Here is a 14,876-nt window from a genome sequence, read left to right as displayed (position 1 = left end):
CATCACCGGCATGGACCTGCTCGGCGGGCCGCCCCCCACCCTGCTGCCCGACGAGACCGCCCCCCGCGAGCTGCTCGAGGGCGGCACCGACCCGGCCGAGGTCGCGGCGCAGCACCCGACCCACAGCGCCGCATGGGCCGCGCTCGCCGACGCGGCCTTCGCGCGCGGCAGTGTCGTCGAGTCCTACGCCTACGCGCGGGTCGGCTACCACCGCGGCCTCGACGCGCTGCGTCGCAACGGTTGGAAGGGCTACGGCCCGGTGCCGTGGGCGCACGCGCCCAACCAGGGGTTCCTGCGCGCGCTGCACGCCCTGGGACGGGCCGCCGACGCGATCGAGGAGACCGACGAGGCCGCCCGCATCGCGCAGTTCCTCGACGACAGCGACCCCGCCGCCCGGGCCGCCCTCGCCTGACGGGTCGCCGTCCACAGATCGGCCGGAGGGTCTCGCGCCCGCAGGGCTGAGGCCTCACCGTCGTGACGTGACGACGGCGAGGGGACACTATGACCAGCATGACGAGCATCCCGGTCGAGGCGGACTTCACCGCCGACGACCTCGATGGGATGCCCGATGACGGCCGGCGCTACGAGCTGGTCGACGGGCAGCTGCTCGTGACGCCCAGCCCGACGCTGCGCCACCAGTCGGTGTCCGGCGAGCTGTTCCTCCTGCTTCGGCTCGCGCTTCCCCGCGGCCTGCGGCTCCTCAGCGCGCCGATGGACGTCCGCCTCGGACCGCGACTGCAGGTCCAGCCCGATCTGCTCGTCGTGACCGACGAGGGCCTCGAGGCCGTCCGCGTCGAGTCCGTCCCGCTGCTCGCTGTCGAGATCGCCTCGCCGGGGACGCGCACGAGGGACCGGGTGCTCAAGCGCAACGCCTACGAGGCAGCCGGCATCGCGTCGTACTGGCTGGTCGATCCGCGCGGGCCCGTGATCACCGTGCTGGAGCTGCGTGAGGGGCGCTACGAGCAGGTCGCCGTCGCCGAGGGCGAGCAGCCCTGGACGGCCGAGCTGCCCTACCCGGTCACGGTCGTCGCGGCGGACCTGGCGCGCTGATCAGCGCGGGGGTCAGGGCTCGACGCGCGGCGTGACCGGGCGACGGCGGCCGAGCAGGGCCGCGCCCGGCAACCCGGCGATCGTGCGCGACGTCTCGTCGACGAAGGTCATGATCCGCTCGGTCGACCCGGCGATGAAGGCCACCCGCTCGTGGGTCTCGGCGAGCGTGCGCAGCACCGGCAGGATGTCGGCCTGCACCTGCTTGAGCGTTTCCGGGATCTCCTCAACGACCGGGTCGTCGAGGACCGCGGCGAGGCGGGTCAGCCCTGGCGCGAGCGCCATCAGCGCGGGCTCGAGCTCGATGGCGATCGCGTCGATGCGCATCGTGAGCCGCTGCAGCGCGGCGACGGTGTCCTTGGTGGTGGCGGCGATCTCGCCGAGGTTCTTCACCGCCGACGTGAGCGACTGCACCGTCGACGGGAGCGCCTGCAGGGCCTCGGTCTGGGCCTGCAGGACGCCGAGCAGGCTGCCGACGACGCCGTCGATGCCGGGGATGCGGGCCATCCCCGCACCCTACGGCTAGACTCGCTCCGCAAGAGGCCCCTGCTTGCGGGGGCCTTTCTCCGTGTCGAGGGAGCAACCGACATGCCCGCACTCGTCCTCATCGGCGCCCAGTGGGGCGACGAGGGCAAGGGCAAGGCGACCGACCAGCTCGGTGGCAGCGTCGACTACGTCGTGAAGTTCAACGGCGGCAACAACGCTGGCCACACCGTCGTGATCGGTGACGAGACCTACGCCTTGCACCTGCTGCCGAGCGGAATCCTCAGCCCCGGCTGCGTGCCGGTCATCGGCAACGGCGTCGTCGTCGACCTCTCGGTGCTCTTCCAGGAGATCGACGCGCTGGAGGCCCGCGGCCTGTCGACCGAGAAGCTGGTCGTCAGCGCCGACGCCCACCTCATCCCCTCCTACAACCGGACCCTGGACCGGGTCGCCGAGCGTTTCCTGGGCAACCGCAAGATCGGTACGACGGGGCGCGGCATCGGACCGACCTACGCCGACAAGATGAACCGCGTCGGCATCCGGGTGCAGGACCTGTTCGACGAGAAGATCCTGCGGGCCAAGGTCGAGGGCGCGCTCGACCTCAAGAACCAGGTCCTCGTCAAGGTCTACAACCGCAAGGCCGTCACGGTCGACGCGGTCATGGAGGACCTGCTCACCCACGCCGAGCGGCTGCGCCCGATGGTCCGTGACACCGGTCTGCTCCTCAACGAGGCGCTCGACCGCGGCGAGACCGTGCTGCTCGAGGGCGGTCAGGCGACGCTGCTCGACGTCGACCACGGCACCTACCCGTTCGTCACGTCGAGCTCCGCCACGGCCGGCGGCGCGTGCACGGGCTCCGGCATCGGGCCTCGCCGGGTCGACAAGGTCATCGCCGTCGTCAAGGCCTACACGACCCGGGTCGGCGAGGGCCCGTTCCCGACCGAGCTCCACGATGCCGACGGCGAGCTGCTGCGCGCCAACGGCCACGAGTACGGCACGACCACCGGCCGCCCGCGCCGCTGCGGCTGGTACGACGCCGTCATCGCCCGCTACGCCGCCCGTGTCAACGGCGTCACCGACTTCGTCCTCACCAAGCTCGACGTCCTCACCGGCTGGGACCGCATCCCGGTCTGCGTCGCCTACGAGGTCGACGGCAAGCGCTTCGACGAGATGCCCATGACGCAGACCGACTTCCACCACGCGAAGCCCGTCTACGAGCTCTTCGACGGCTGGTCCGAGGACATCACCGGTGCCCGCACCCTCGACGACCTGCCGAAGAACGCGCAGCTCTACGTCAAGGCGCTCGAGGAGATGAGCGGCGCGCCGTTCGCCTCGATCGGCGTCGGCCCCGACCGCGAGCAGACCCTCGAGCTCCGCCCGCTCCTGTAAAGCCCTGCCCGCGAGCGCCGCACCCGAGCCCTGCCCTCGAGCGGGAGGTGGCGATCACGACCGCTCAGGCGGACTCGTTGATCGCCACGTCCCGTGGCGGCCCGGTGTCCAGCACCGGGATGTGGCGATCATGGGTGCTCAGGCCCGCGTCGAGAGCGCCACGTCGCCGCCGGACCCGCCCGGCCACGGCCCGCAGGTGCTCCGCGGGCACGAAGGCGAGGTAGCTCGCGACGATGGCCAGTGAGAACCAGCCGATCAGCAGCGTCGCCTCGATGCCGAGGTGGATCGAGGCGCCCGCGGCCATGACGAGGTAGCGGACCCGCGGCAGCCACAGCCCGACGACCAGCGCCCCCTCGACGACGAGCGTGCCGTAGGTCAGCCACGCCGACACCGTCAGCGACTGCGTCACCGAGTCCGGCAGCGCGAATCGCTGCAGGTCCTCGAGCTGCAGCGCGATCCCGACCGCGGTCCCGTCGCCCCAGGACCCGCCTCGCAGCTTGGCCGTCACGGAGAACAGGTAGACCGCGCTGATCTGCAGCTGGAGCAGTCGCAGCGCCCACGGCGCCCGCAGCCGCGACGCTCCTCGCCGACGGGCGTCGAGCGACCACACCTCGCCGGCCGGCATGAGCGCGACGAGCAGCGCCAGCTCGCGCAGCAGCAGGTCGCCGCTGTTGAGGACGAACGGGTCGCGCCGCTGCACCGCGAGCAGCAGCACCGCGACCACGACGGCGGCGACCCGCGTGCGCCAGCCCAGGGCCAGGGCGACGGAGGCGAGCGCCAGCACAGCGACCACGGCGTACGGCGAGACGAGGTCCACCACCCAGGCGCCTCCGCTCACGGCGGGCAGCTCCGGCTGCAGCCCGTCGGAGCTGAGGAACGCGTCGACGTCGGGCAGCAGCGACACCGCCCAACCGAGCGACAGCAGCCCGACGGCGATCCGCAGCGCCGCCATCGGGACGCAGTCGACCGGGTCGAACGCCCAGGCCGTCCAGCCTCGCCAGAGCCGGGTCACGGGAGGTCCGCTGACAGGTCGAGGGTGTAGAAGTCGTAGCTGCCGCGCTCGACCCGCGGGCCGAGCGTCCCGGGTCGCAGCGCGTCGCGGAAGGTCCGGACGAGCACGACCCTGCGCACCTCGCCGTCGACCTGCCGGGCGACCCAGCGGGCGGTCGGTTCCCAGAGCCCGGAGAAGTCGTCGGCGCGGACCCGCTCGTCGAACTTCTGCCAGCGGTAGCTGCGGTAGGGCGCGAGCAGCACACCGTCGGTCGGTGGGGACCACGTCCGCTCGGTGCCGTCGGCGAGGGTGACGCGGGCGGAGAAGCCGACCGAGAAGCCGCGCGGGTCCGGGGCGAACAGCGCCCAGTCCTGGTCGAGGCCGAGGGGTAGCAGCACCCGGCCGACGGTCGGCCGCAGCTCGTCGCGCGGCCGCCCGGGCGGGAGGTTCCACAGCGCGACGCAGACCACCAGCACCGCCATGACGGCGGTGAGCAGCACCTGGCCGAGTGCGCTCTGCTCGAAGCGGGTCCCCACGAGCGGAGAGTGTGAACTACTCCGGCGGTCCGAGGGGGAAGGTCGCGTGGTCCGCGCCGTCGACGACGAGGACGGCCTCGGGTGGCGCGGTGCGCAGCGGCACCCGGTGCGGGCCCTCGACCTGGAGCCGGGGCTCGGCGACGACCGCCTGCGCCTCGGGCCAGCGCAGCGCGAGAGACGCCGCGAGCCCGCGCACCTCGGCCTCCTGGTCGACGACGCCGTGCATCTCGGAGAACGTCAACGGGAAGGAGTCGACCCCGGCGAAGAACCAGCGCAGCTCCTCGACGTCACCGTCGTCGACGCGGCCGGCGCTCGCGGTGAGCAGCGGCACCCGGCCGTCGACCTCGGGGACGCGGAGCAGGACCTCGATGATCATGACGCGCGCTTACCCCTCGGCAAGGCCTTCCTAACCACGACTAGCCTCCGGTCACGTGAGAGCCCTCGTCATCGGCACCGGAGCCCGTGAGCACGCGCTGTGCCTCGCCCTGTCGCGCGACCCGGCGGTGACCGCGCTCGCGTGGGCGCCGGGCAACGGCGGCACGTCGGGCGTCGCCGAGCAGTTGGCCGTCGACCCCATGGACCCGGCTGCCGTCGCGGCGCTGGCGCAGGAGTGGGGCGCCGACCTCGTCGTCGTCGGGCCCGAGGCGCCGCTGGTCGCGGGGGTCGCCGACGCCGTCCGCGCGGCGGGGATCCCCGCCTTCGGGCCGAGCGCCGCGGCCGCGCAGATCGAGGGCAGCAAGAGCTTCGCCAAGGACGTCATGACGGCAGCCGGTGTGCCGACGGCCGCGTCGTCGACCTTCACCTCGGCCGACGACTGCGTCGCCCACCTGGCAGAGGCCTCTGCGCCGTACGTCGTGAAGGCCGACGGCCTCGCGGCTGGCAAGGGCGTCCACGTCGGGAGCGACCTCGCGGTGGCGCAGGCCTTCGCCCGCGACGTGCTCGCGGAGGCCGGGTCGAAGGCGGTCGTCGAGGGCTACCTCGACGGGCCCGAGGTCTCGTTGTTCGCCGTCACCGACGGCACGACCGTCGTGCCGTTGCTGCCGGCCCAGGACCACAAGCGGGTCGGTGACGGCGACACCGGCCCCAACACCGGCGGCATGGGTGCCTACGCACCGCTGCCGTGGCTGCCGGCGGGCACCGTCGAGCGGGTGCAGCGCGAGGTGCTGCAGCCGGTCGTCGACGAGATGCGCCGTCGCGGCACGCCGTTCTCCGGGTTGCTCTACGCCGGCCTCGCGATCACCGCCGACGGGCCGTCGGTCATCGAGTTCAACTGCCGCTTCGGCGACCCGGAGACGCAGGTCGTCCTCGCGCTGTTGGAGTCGCCGCTGTCCGCGCTGCTGCTCGCTTCGGCGACCGGCACCCTCGCCGAGCTCGGTCCGCTGGCCTGGCGCGACGGCTCTGCGGTGACCGTCGTGGTGGCCGCAGAGGGCTACCCCGGGACGCCCGCGTCCGGTGACGCGATCGAGATCGGCGACCTGCCCGCGGGTGTCGACGTGCTGCACGCGGGGACCGCCGTCGTCGATGGCGCGGTGGTCGCGAGCGGCGGCCGCGTCCTGTCGGTGACCGCCGTCGCACCGTCCCTGTCGGACGCCCGAGTGCTGGCCTACGACGGCGTCGCCCGGGTCTCACTGCGGGGCGGCTTCTCCCGCTCCGACATCGCGCTGAAGGCCGTCGAGGGCGCGATCACCGTGCCACGGGCCTAGTGGGAGACTGGCCCGCCCACACGTCGTACTGCCTGCTAGGAGCCCCGCTGTGATCGAGCGCTACACCCTGCCCGAGATGGGGCGGGTCTGGAGCGAGGCCCACAAGTACGAGCTGTGGTGCCAGGTCGAGACGCTGGTCCTCGAGGTGCACGCGGAGGCCGGGACGGTCCCCGCGGACTGCGTCGAGCCGGTACGCCGCGCGACGCCGCCGACGCCCGAGGCCGTCGCCGAGATCGAGGCCGTGACGCAGCACGACGTCATCGCGTTCCTGTCGGCGTGGGCCGACAACACGTCGCCGCGCGAGGCGGCGGCCTACGTCCACTTCGGCATGACCTCGTCGGACCTGCTCGACACCGCGCTCGCCCTGCAGCTCGTCGAGGCCACCGACATCCTGCTCGTGAAGCTGGATGCCCTCGTCGCCGCGATGCGCGACCTGGGCCTCGCCCACAAGGACTCCGTGCGGGTCGGGCGCACCCACGGCATCCACGCCGAGCCGACGACCTGGGGGCATCGGGTCGCCGACCTCGCCTTCGCGATGGCCCGCTCCCGCGACCGGCTGCGCGCGGCCCGCGCCGCCGTGGCGGTCGCGAAGATCTCCGGCGCGGTCGGGACCTACTCCAACATCGACGCCTCCGTCGAGGTGGCAGTGGCAGAGCGGCTGGGACTCACCCCGGCACCCGCGGCGACGCAGGTCGTCATCCGCGACGGCATCAGCGAGTGGGTGTCGGCGCTGGCTATCATCGCCACCGTCTGCGAGGCCTTCGCCCTGGAGGTGCGGCACGGCCAGCGCACCGAGGTCCGCGAGCTGTGGGAGCCGTTCGGCAAGGGCCAGAAGGGCTCGTCGGCCATGCCCCACAAGAAGAACCCGATCGCCTCGGAGCGCATCGCCGGCATGGCCCGCGTCGTGCGCGCCGCCGTCGTCCCTGTCATGGAGGGCATCCCGCTCTGGCACGAGCGCGACATCAGCCACTCCTCGACCGAGCGGATCGCGCTGCCCGACGCCTCGATCGCTACCGACTACCTGCTCCACCTCACGACCCGCCTCGTGACCGGCCTGGTCGTCGACACCGACCGGATGCGCCACAATCTCGAGTCCTCCGGCGGGCTCATCTACACCTCGACCGTCCTGCTCGAGCTCGTCGAGACCGGTCTCTCCCGCGAGGACGCCTACTCCTTCGTGCAGTCGGCCGCGATGACGACGTGGGAGACCGGCACGCCGTTCCGCGCGACGTTGACGGCCGCCGCAGCCGAGAAGGGCGTGACCCTCGACGAGGCGCGGCTCGACGAGGTGTGCCGGCCGGAGCGCTACCTCGAGCGGCTCGCCCCCGTCTTCGAGCGGCTCGCTGCCCTGAGCTGAGCCGGTCCTGGGTAGAACTGCTCAGGCGCGCGGCCGCGCGAACCGGCACGGTGGTCCCATGACCGCCGGACCTGGCTACTACGGACCGCCCGCGGACGACCTGCGGGCGCCGGTCCGCCCGCTGCCAGCCGGCCAGCCGGCGGGACGGCGTGACCCGGTCGAGCCGTGGCGGGTGCTGCTCGTTGTCCTCGGCTGCCTGGTCGGCCCACCCGCCGGCGCGGTCGCCGGCTTCTTCGGGGCGGTCACCTACAGCGGCTGCTTCTTCTCCTGCGACGACCCGCAGCCGGTGCTCGGTGCGTCGCTCGTGCTGCTCGGGCTGGCCTTGCTGCTGGCCGGTCCGCTGCTCGCAGCCGCGCTGATCCGCCGCGCCGCCGCGGTCGGCCTGGCCGTGCTCGGCATCCCGGTCGGGCTCGTCGTCGGGTTCGCGGCCCTGCGGTTCGGTGTCGTGTGACCGGCGCCGACCCACGATCGGTGACGGTGCGCTCCGTCGTCGGGTGGGTGGTGGTGGCCGTGCCGGTCGCCGCCGTCGGGCTGGGCTTCCTCGCGGTCGTGGCCTTCGCGGTCGCGATGCTGAAGGCGCTGTCGGTCGGCTTACCCGCCTGCGGGAGACTGCCCGCGTGACGCTCCCGCTCCCGCTCGTCCACCGCGGCAAGGTCCGCGACCTCTACGCCGTCGGAGATGACCAGCTGCTCCTGGTGGCCAGCGACCGGCTCTCGGCGTACGACGTGGTGCTGCCCACCGCCGTCCCGGACAAGGGAGCGGTCCTCACCGGGCTGTCGATGTGGTGGTTCGCGCAGCTCGAGGACCTCGTGCCGCACCACGTCGTGGCGCACCGGGTGTCGGACTACCCCGCCGAGCTGCAGGAGCACCGGGCCGAGCTGCAGGGCCGGTCGATGCTGTGCCGGCGGCTCGAGATGGTGCAGGTCGAGTGCGTGGCGCGTGGCTACCTCGCCGGTGGTGGGCTGACCGACTACCAGCGCACGGGTGTCGTCAGCGGGATCGCGCTGCCGCCCGGGCTCGTCGACGGGTCGCGGCTGCCCGAGCCGGTCTTCACGCCGTCGACGAAAGCGCCCGTCGGTGAGCACGACGAGCCGATGACCTACCCCGAGGTCGAGGCGCTCGTCGGCGCCGACCTCGCTGCGCGGCTGCGCGACGTCACCCTCGCGGTCTACTCCCGTGGCGTCGCGCTGGCCGCCGACGCCGGCATCGTGCTGGCTGACACCAAGGTGGAGCTCGGCCTCGACCCCTCCGGCGGGCTCGTCCTCGCCGACGAGGTCCTCACCCCGGACTCCTCGCGCTTCTGGCCGCTGGAGACGTGGGAGCCCGGCCGGCCGCAGCCGTCCTACGACAAGCAGTACGTCCGCGACTGGCTCGTCGCCTCCGGCTGGGACAAGACCCCGCCGGGGCCGGAGCTCCCGGCCGAGGTCGTGGAGCAGACCCGCGCGAAGTACGTCGAGGCGTTCGAGCGCCTCACCGGCTCGTCGTTCGACACCTGGCTGCGCGACTCCGCCTGACCCGCGCCCCCCGCGGCCCCACCCCGCGGCCCCACCCCGCGGTGATCTTCGCCCTCTTGCGATTCGCTGAGCGTGCGGAGTCGCAAGGCGGCGAAGATCGTCAAAGTCGGGGCTGTGGACGAGCGCTCCACGCCCGCGTCGACCGCCAGAGTCGGCCCATGGAGCTCACGGTGCTCACCTGGAGTGAGCTGGTGGACGAGATCGGTACGCCGCACCTCGCGCGCGAGGCCCTCGAGGGGCAGGCGTGGCGGCGCGTGATGCGCGATGCCTACGCGCCGGCGGAGATGCCCGACGACCCCGAGACCCGATTGGCCGCGGCGCGCAAGGTGCTGCCTGACGATGTGGTGCTCAGTCACTGGGCGGCGCTGTGGGTGCTCGGCTGCGACGTCCTGCCGCGCGGCCGGGACGGACTCGACCTGTCGACGTGCTGGTCCCACGCGGGCGTCACCTCACGGCGCGCCGCGGCCTGCGACCGCACAGCGCCCTCGTGCCCGACCACGAGCTCGTGGAGGTGGGCGGCGTGCTCGTCGTCTCCGCGACCCGCGCACCGGTCGACGTGTCCCGGGACTTCGGCGTGGTCGAGGGTGTGGCCTGCGGCGACGCCGCGCTCAGGTCAGGAGCGGCGACTCTCGACGGCATCGCCGCGTCGGTCGACGGTGCCGCAGGCCTGCGCGGGGTCGTCGCGGCGCGTCAGGCCCTGCCGCTCCTCAACGGGCGCAGCGAGTCGCTCATGGAGAGCCGCGTGCGGGTGAGCTACGTGCTCGAGGGCGACATCCACATGGAGCCGCAGGTGGATCTCTACGACTCCGACGGGGTCCACCGCGGTCGCGCCGACCTCTACCTGAAGGGTGTGGTCGTCGAGTACGACGGGCGCGCCGAGCGACTCGAGAAGGTGAAGTTCGTGGGCGACCGACGCCGGCAGGGCGGTCTCAGCGACCTCGGGCTCGAGATCCGCCAGGTCACCTCCGATGACTACTACCGGCAGAGCGCGGCGTACCGGATCGGTGTCGTGCGGCGAGCACTGGCGAAGGCCGGCTCGCGCGCGCACCGACGGCACGTGGTTCTTCGGCCCCGACACGCTGCGGGCACCCCGGATGCGCCCGTTGCCGACGCGGGCGGGCCTGCGCGGTGAGTCGGCCGCGTGACCGTGCCGGCCCGCCTGATCAGACTGAGCGGACCGTGAAGTCCTCAATGACCGGGTTCGCGAGCAGGGTCTCGGCGATCTTGGTGGCCTGGGTGAGCGCCTCCTCGGCGTCGGCAGCCTCGAGCTGCAGCTCGATGTGCTTGCCGATGCGCAGGCCGGCAGCGGGCGCGAAGCCCAGGCTCGGCAGGGCGTTGGAGACGGCCTGACCCGCGGGGTCGAGGATCTCCGGCTTCAGCATCACGTCGACGACGACCTTGTGGAGGCTCACACCTCCACGCTACCGGCTCCCCCCGCGCCCGTTCCCGTCGGTGATCTTCGCCTCGTTGCGGCTCGCCACGCTCACGGAAACGCAACAGGGCGAAGATCAGCGCGGGGGTTGGGGGGTCGGGGCGCGGTGAGGGGCCTGGCGGCTGGTCACGGCGCGGGTCAAGGGGTGGGCCAGGGGGTAGGGATGGGGTGTGGAGATCAAGTTGACGCTCGCGCTACCCCGGGACGGCCTGTCGGTGCCGGTGGTGCGCAGGGTGCTGAGCACCTCCCTGCACTCGCTCGGCGTCACGGCCGAGGTCGTGTCCGACATCGAGGTGGCCCTGACCGAGGCGTGCACCAACGTGCTCGACCACGTTGCCGACGGCGAGGAGTACGAGGTGTCCGCGGGCATCAACGGCTCGGAGTGCCTCATCGAGGTGCGCGACGCCGGGAGCGGCTTCGACCACGCCCAGCACGGGTTCGCCGAGGCGGCCGCGAGCGCCGAGGGCGGCCGCGGCATCCAGCTGATGCGGGCCCTCGTCGACCGGGTGCAGTTCGAGAGCGTCCCGGGCGACGGCACGATCGTGCATCTCGAGAAGCGCCTCACGTGGCGCCCCGGCTCCCCCATCGCGCTGATGCACGAGAGCACCGCCGTGACGCGCAACGGACCGTGGAGCGATGCCGAGCGCCAGGAGCGGCGCCTCGACGAGCAGCTCGACGGGGTGGCCCCGACACCGGTCTGACCCCACCGCGACCGCCGGTAGTCTGGCGTCGTGAAGATCGGCGTCGTCACGTTCCCCGGCAGCCTCGATGACCGTGACGCGCAGCGCGCCGCACGGCTGGCAGGCGCGGAGGCGGTCCAGCTCTGGCACGCCGACGCGAGCCTGCACGACGTCGACGCGGTGGTGCTGCCCGGCGGCTTCTCCTACGGCGACTACCTGCGCTGCGGCGCGATCGCCCGCTTCGCCGCCGTCATGGAGACGATCGTCGACGCAGCCAAGGGCGGCCTGCCGATCCTCGGCATCTGCAACGGCTTCCAGGTGCTGTGCGAGTCGCAGCTGCTGCCGGGCGCCCTGACCCGCAACCAGCACCTGCACTTCGTCAACCGCGACCAGCAGCTGCGCATCGCCAACGCGACCACGACCTGGACCCGCGGCTACGACGAGGACCAGGTCATCACGATCCCGGTCAAGAACGGCGAGGGCGCCTACGTCGCCGACGAGCGGACCCTCGACGCCCTCGAGGCCGAGGGTCGCGTCATCGCCTACTACGTCGGCGGCAACCCCAACGGCTCCCTGCGCGACATCGCCGGCATCACCAACGAGGCCGGCAACGTCGTCGGGATCATGCCGCACCCCGAGCACGCCGTGGAGGCCCTCACCGGTCCCGGCACCGACGGCCTGACCTTCTTCACCAGCGTCCTCAAGGAGCTCGTCCAGTGACCGACACGGTCAAGGCCGCGGAGGCCACCCCCGACGAGCAGCAGCCCTACGCCGAGCTGGGCCTCAAGCCCGAGGAGTACGACGAGATCCGCCTCGTCCTCGGCCGGCGGCCCACCCAGTCCGAGCTCGCGATGTACTCGATCATGTGGAGCGAGCACTGCTCCTACAAGAGCTCCAAGGTCCACCTGCGGCAGTTCGGCCAGATCCCCAAGGGCGACCGGATGCTCGTCGGCATGGGCGAGAACGCCGGCGTCGTCGACGTCGGTGAGGGCCTCGCCGTCACCTTCAAGGTCGAGTCCCACAACCACCCGAGCTACGTCGAGCCCTACCAGGGCGCCGCGACCGGCATCGGCGGGATCGTCCGCGACATCCTCACCATGGGCGCCCGCCCGATCCTCGTCATGGACCCGCTGCGCTTCGGCGACGCCGACCACCCGGACACCAAGCGGGTCTTCGGCGGCATCGTCGCGGGCATCGGCGGCTACGGCAACTGCCTCGGCCTGCCCAACGTCGGCGGCGAGGTCGTCTTCGACCCGAGCTACCAGGGCAACCCGCTCGTCAACGCGCTCTGCCTCGGCGTCCTCAAGGCCGACCGGATCCAGCTGTCGGCAGCCAAGGGCGTCGGCAACGTCGTCGTCCTCCTCGGCGCCAAGACCGGCCGCGACGGCATCGGCGGCGTGAGCGTCCTCGCCAGCGCGACCTTCGAGGAGGACGGTCCCGTCAACCGCCCCGCGGTCCAGGTCGGCGACCCCTTCATGGAGAAGCTGCTCATCGAGGCGTGCCTCGAGATGTTCGACGCCGACCTCGTCGACGGCATCCAGGACCTCGGCGGCGCGGGCCTCACCTGCGCCCTCACCGAGACCAGCGCGGCGGGGAAGTCAGGCATGGTCGCCCACCTCGACCGGGTGCCCCTGCGCGAGGCCAGCATGGAGCCGCACGAGGTGCTCGCCAGCGAGTCGCAGGAGCGCATGCTCGCGATCGTCGAGCCGGCCAAGCTCCAGCAGGTGCTCGACATCGCCGCGAAGTGGGGCGTGCTGGCCACGGCCATCGGTGAGGTCGTCGAGGGCGATCGCCTGCAGGTCCTGTGGCACGGCGAGGTCGTTGTCGACGTCCCGCCCGGCAGCCTCGCCGACGACGGCCCCGTCTACGAGCGGCCGATCCAGCGGCCCGCCGACCTCGACGCGCTGCGCGCGACACCGCTGCCGTCGTACCCCCAGGTGACCACCGAGCTGCTGCTGCAGATGGTCGCGAGCCCCAACCTCTGCAGTCGCCGCTGGGTCACCGAGCAGTACGACCGCGTCGTCCTCGGCAACTCCGTGCTCGCCTGGCCCGAGGACGCCGGCGTCGTGCGGCTGTCGGAGGAGACCGGGCTCGGCGTCGCGCTGTCGACCGACGGCAACGGCCGCTACACCCGCCTCGACCCCTACGCCGGTGCGCAGCTCGCGCTCGCCGAGGCCTACCGCAACGTCGCCGCCACCGGTGCCGTGCCGATCGCGGTCACCAACTGCCTCAACTTCGGCAGCCCCGAGGACCCCGAGGTGATGTGGCAGTTCGCCGAGGCGACCCGCGGCCTCGCCGACGCCTGCACCGTGCTGGAGACCCCGGTCACCGGCGGCAACGTGAGCTTCTACAACTCCACCGCAGGCACTCCGATCAACCCCACCCCCGTCGTCGGGGTGCTCGGGCTGTTCGACGACGTGGCGCGGCGGACCCCGATGGGCTTCCAGGCCGAGGGCGCGACGCTGCTGCTGCTCGGTGACACCCGCGACGAGCTCGGCGGCAGCGAGTGGGCCTGGGCCATGCACCGCCACCTCGGCGGCACCCCGCCGACGGTCGACCTCGCGCGCGAGAAGCTGCTCGCCGAGGTGCTCATCGCCGGCTCCCGCGACGGCATGCTCGACAGCGCCCACGACCTCTCCGACGGCGGCCTCGCGCAGGCCCTCGTCGAGGCCTGCCTGAAGAACGGCGTCGGGGCGCGGGTCGTCCTGCCCGCCGGACTGAGCCCCTTCGTCCAGCTGTTCAGCGAGTCCGCCGGGCGCGCGCTCGTCAGCGTGCCTCGGTCGGAGGAGCTGCGCTTCACTGAGATGTGCGACGCCCGCGGGCTGCCGGTCACTCGGCTCGGTGTCACCGACGGCGACAGCCTCGATGTGCAGGACGTCCTGACCGTGCCGGTCGCCGAGCTGCGCACCGCCCACGAATCGACGCTGCCCGCGCTGTTCGGCCCGCTGGCCGGCGCGACCCCCACTGCCCCGGCGGGCCCCGCGCTCTGACGACGACGCCCCGCGCGCCCCTGGGGGGAGGGGCGGCGGGGCGGCGTCGGAGGGAGCTCTTACGGGCGGCCGGTCTCCGCGGGCTTGCCGGCGTCGGTGGGCTTGCCGGTCTCGGCGGGCTTGCCGGCGTCCGTGGGCTTGCCCGCGTCCGATGGCTTGCCGGCGTCGGAGGGCTTCCCTGCGTCGGCCGGCTTGCCGGGGGCCGCAGCCAGCGTCGTCACGCAGAAGGCGTCGACGCCCTCGGCGCCACCGGCAGCCGTGATGAGCACGGTGAAGGCGGGGTTCTCCAGGGCCTTGCCACTGCTGTCCTTCACGCCTGAGGTGTAGGCGCGGCACAGGCCGACGAGGTTCGGCGACGGGCTCGCGGACGGCGTGGCCTCGACGGTCTCGACCTCGTCGGCCTTCTCGGTCTTGTCAGCCTTCTCAGCCTTCTCGGCAGCGGGGGCACCGAAGGCGCTGTGGGCGACCTCCTGGGCCGGGTCGGGCAGCGTGCCGGTCGCACCGGCGAGGGTGACGGCGCCGACGGCGGCGGTCGCAGCAGTGGCCGCGAGGGCGGTCTTGGTGGCCACGAGAACGGCGAGGAACGCGGGCATGCGGGATCTCCTGGGGGTCTCTGCGGCGAACCAGGTCACGGCCTGGGACATCCCGACGAGCTCGTCGGACCGCGCGGGCGCGGCAGCGTCGGACAGCAGCGCGTGCAGCGCGGTGCCCTCCTCGGCGAGGGGCTCGTCTGGTGCTCGGTGGAAGGTCATCT

Annotated in this window: 18 protein-coding genes; 12 read left to right on the top strand and 6 right to left on the bottom strand. The window is 72.9% G+C overall.

The genetic code is table 11. From position 1 onward, the window contains the following. Position 1 precedes the first annotated feature (1 nt). Together Q8R60_12940 and Q8R60_12935 are read left to right on the top strand one after the other, a co-directional pair. Complete coding sequence (locus Q8R60_12940; GenBank protein MDP3713374.1) at positions 2-412, top strand: DUF3151 domain-containing protein; 411 nt, start codon at positions 2-4, stop codon at positions 410-412. Positions 413-510: 98 nt separating this feature from the next. After that, complete coding sequence (locus Q8R60_12935; protein ID MDP3713373.1) at positions 511-1,050, top strand: Uma2 family endonuclease; 540 nt, start codon at positions 511-513, stop codon at positions 1,048-1,050. A gap of 12 nt (positions 1,051-1,062) precedes the next feature. Here Q8R60_12935 and Q8R60_12930 read toward each other — a convergent pair whose 3' ends face one another. Continuing rightward, the gene (locus Q8R60_12930) at positions 1,063-1,554 is read right to left on the bottom strand and encodes a hypothetical protein (GenBank protein MDP3713372.1); all 492 of its coding nucleotides are present in this window, start codon (positions 1,552-1,554) and stop codon (positions 1,063-1,065) included. An 81-nt stretch (positions 1,555-1,635) separates the two neighbouring features. Here Q8R60_12930 and Q8R60_12925 point away from each other — a divergent pair, with 81 nt between their 5' ends. Then, on the top strand, positions 1,636-2,919 hold the full coding sequence (locus tag Q8R60_12925; protein ID MDP3713371.1) for an adenylosuccinate synthase: 1,284 nt from the start codon (positions 1,636-1,638) through the stop codon (positions 2,917-2,919). A 64-nt stretch (positions 2,920-2,983) separates the two neighbouring features. On the opposite strand, the gene Q8R60_12920 is transcribed toward Q8R60_12925, so the two are convergent. From Q8R60_12920 to Q8R60_12910, 3 genes are read right to left on the bottom strand one after another with little or no spacing between them, the layout of a single operon-like run. Further along, positions 2,984-3,931 carry an HTTM domain-containing protein gene (locus Q8R60_12920; protein ID MDP3713370.1) on the bottom strand — a complete coding sequence of 316 codons (948 nt, stop codon included), beginning with the start codon at positions 3,929-3,931 and terminating at the stop codon, positions 2,984-2,986. Further along, positions 3,928-4,446, bottom strand: a complete 519-nt coding sequence (locus Q8R60_12915) for a hypothetical protein (protein ID MDP3713369.1) — start codon at positions 4,444-4,446, stop codon at positions 3,928-3,930. Before Q8R60_12915 ends, Q8R60_12920 begins: the two co-directional genes overlap by 4 nt. A 16-nt stretch (positions 4,447-4,462) precedes the next feature. Then, positions 4,463-4,822, bottom strand: coding sequence for a hypothetical protein (locus Q8R60_12910; protein ID MDP3713368.1), 360 nt, complete (start codon positions 4,820-4,822; stop codon positions 4,463-4,465). Positions 4,823-4,877: 55 nt separating this feature from the next. Here Q8R60_12910 and purD point away from each other — a divergent pair, with 55 nt between their 5' ends. The 6 genes from purD to Q8R60_12880 all read left to right on the top strand — a co-directional run bounded on the left by purD (position 4,878) and on the right by Q8R60_12880 (position 10,152). Beyond that, positions 4,878-6,149, top strand: a complete 1,272-nt coding sequence (purD, locus tag Q8R60_12905) for a phosphoribosylamine--glycine ligase (protein ID MDP3713367.1) — start codon at positions 4,878-4,880, stop codon at positions 6,147-6,149. A gap of 49 nt (positions 6,150-6,198) precedes the next feature. Then, positions 6,199-7,506, top strand: coding sequence for an adenylosuccinate lyase (gene purB, locus Q8R60_12900; protein MDP3713366.1), 1,308 nt, complete (start codon positions 6,199-6,201; stop codon positions 7,504-7,506). Positions 7,507-7,564: 58 nt separating this feature from the next. Further along, a complete protein-coding gene (locus Q8R60_12895; GenBank protein MDP3713365.1) occupies positions 7,565-7,957 on the top strand; it encodes a hypothetical protein in 393 nt (130 codons plus the stop codon). Between the two features lie 20 nt (positions 7,958-7,977). Continuing rightward, complete coding sequence (locus Q8R60_12890) at positions 7,978-8,127, top strand: hypothetical protein (GenBank protein MDP3713364.1); 150 nt, start codon at positions 7,978-7,980, stop codon at positions 8,125-8,127. Continuing rightward, entirely contained in the window at positions 8,124-9,020 is an 897-nt protein-coding gene (locus Q8R60_12885; protein ID MDP3713363.1) for a phosphoribosylaminoimidazolesuccinocarboxamide synthase, read from the top strand. Before Q8R60_12890 ends, Q8R60_12885 begins: the two co-directional genes overlap by 4 nt. 424 nt (positions 9,021-9,444) lie before the next feature. Beyond that, positions 9,445-10,152, top strand: coding sequence for a hypothetical protein (locus Q8R60_12880; protein MDP3713362.1), 708 nt, complete (start codon positions 9,445-9,447; stop codon positions 10,150-10,152). Positions 10,153-10,183: 31 nt separating this feature from the next. Here Q8R60_12880 and purS read toward each other — a convergent pair whose 3' ends face one another. Continuing rightward, positions 10,184-10,432, bottom strand: a complete 249-nt coding sequence (purS, locus tag Q8R60_12875) for a phosphoribosylformylglycinamidine synthase subunit PurS (GenBank protein ID MDP3713361.1) — start codon at positions 10,430-10,432, stop codon at positions 10,184-10,186. A gap of 190 nt (positions 10,433-10,622) precedes the next feature. On the opposite strand from purS, the gene Q8R60_12870 reads away from it, so the two are divergent. From Q8R60_12870 to purL, 3 genes are read left to right on the top strand one after another with little or no spacing between them, the layout of a single operon-like run. Then, entirely contained in the window at positions 10,623-11,153 is a 531-nt protein-coding gene (locus tag Q8R60_12870; GenBank protein ID MDP3713360.1) for an ATP-binding protein, read from the top strand. Positions 11,154-11,183: 30 nt separating this feature from the next. Continuing rightward, positions 11,184-11,852: a phosphoribosylformylglycinamidine synthase subunit PurQ gene (gene purQ / locus Q8R60_12865; protein ID MDP3713359.1), complete on the top strand. Its 669-nt coding sequence runs from the start codon at positions 11,184-11,186 to the stop codon at positions 11,850-11,852. Then, positions 11,849-14,122, top strand: coding sequence for a phosphoribosylformylglycinamidine synthase subunit PurL (gene purL, locus Q8R60_12860; GenBank protein MDP3713358.1), 2,274 nt, complete (start codon positions 11,849-11,851; stop codon positions 14,120-14,122). Before purQ ends, purL begins: the two co-directional genes overlap by 4 nt. Before the next feature lie 59 nt (positions 14,123-14,181). On the opposite strand, the gene Q8R60_12855 is transcribed toward purL, so the two are convergent. Next, positions 14,182-14,874, bottom strand: coding sequence for a hypothetical protein (locus Q8R60_12855; GenBank protein MDP3713357.1), 693 nt, complete (start codon positions 14,872-14,874; stop codon positions 14,182-14,184). Positions 14,875-14,876 lie beyond the last annotated feature (2 nt).

This window comes from Mycobacteriales bacterium (assembly GCA_030697205.1).
Lineage (GTDB): Bacteria > Actinomycetota > Actinomycetes > Mycobacteriales > SCTD01 > JAUYQP01.
The sequence above is the reverse complement of the archived record's forward strand: the minus strand, read 5'-3'. Positions and strand labels throughout refer to the sequence as shown.

Excerpts from the sequence above, each read along its gene's own strand:
- Q8R60_12895 (MDP3713365.1), top strand. The coding sequence starts at position 7,565 with ATGACCGCCGGACCTGGCTACTACGGACCGCCCGCGGACGACCTGCGG.
- Q8R60_12935 (MDP3713373.1), top strand. The coding sequence starts at position 511 with ATGACGAGCATCCCGGTCGAGGCGGACTTCACCGCCGACGACCTCGAT.
- Q8R60_12930 (MDP3713372.1), bottom strand. The coding sequence starts at position 1,554 with ATGGCCCGCATCCCCGGCATCGACGGCGTCGTCGGCAGCCTGCTCGGC.
- Q8R60_12910 (MDP3713368.1), bottom strand. The coding sequence starts at position 4,822 with ATGATCATCGAGGTCCTGCTCCGCGTCCCCGAGGTCGACGGCCGGGTG.
- Q8R60_12925 (MDP3713371.1), top strand. The coding sequence starts at position 1,636 with ATGCCCGCACTCGTCCTCATCGGCGCCCAGTGGGGCGACGAGGGCAAG.
- Q8R60_12855 (MDP3713357.1), bottom strand. The coding sequence starts at position 14,874 with ATGACCTTCCACCGAGCACCAGACGAGCCCCTCGCCGAGGAGGGCACC.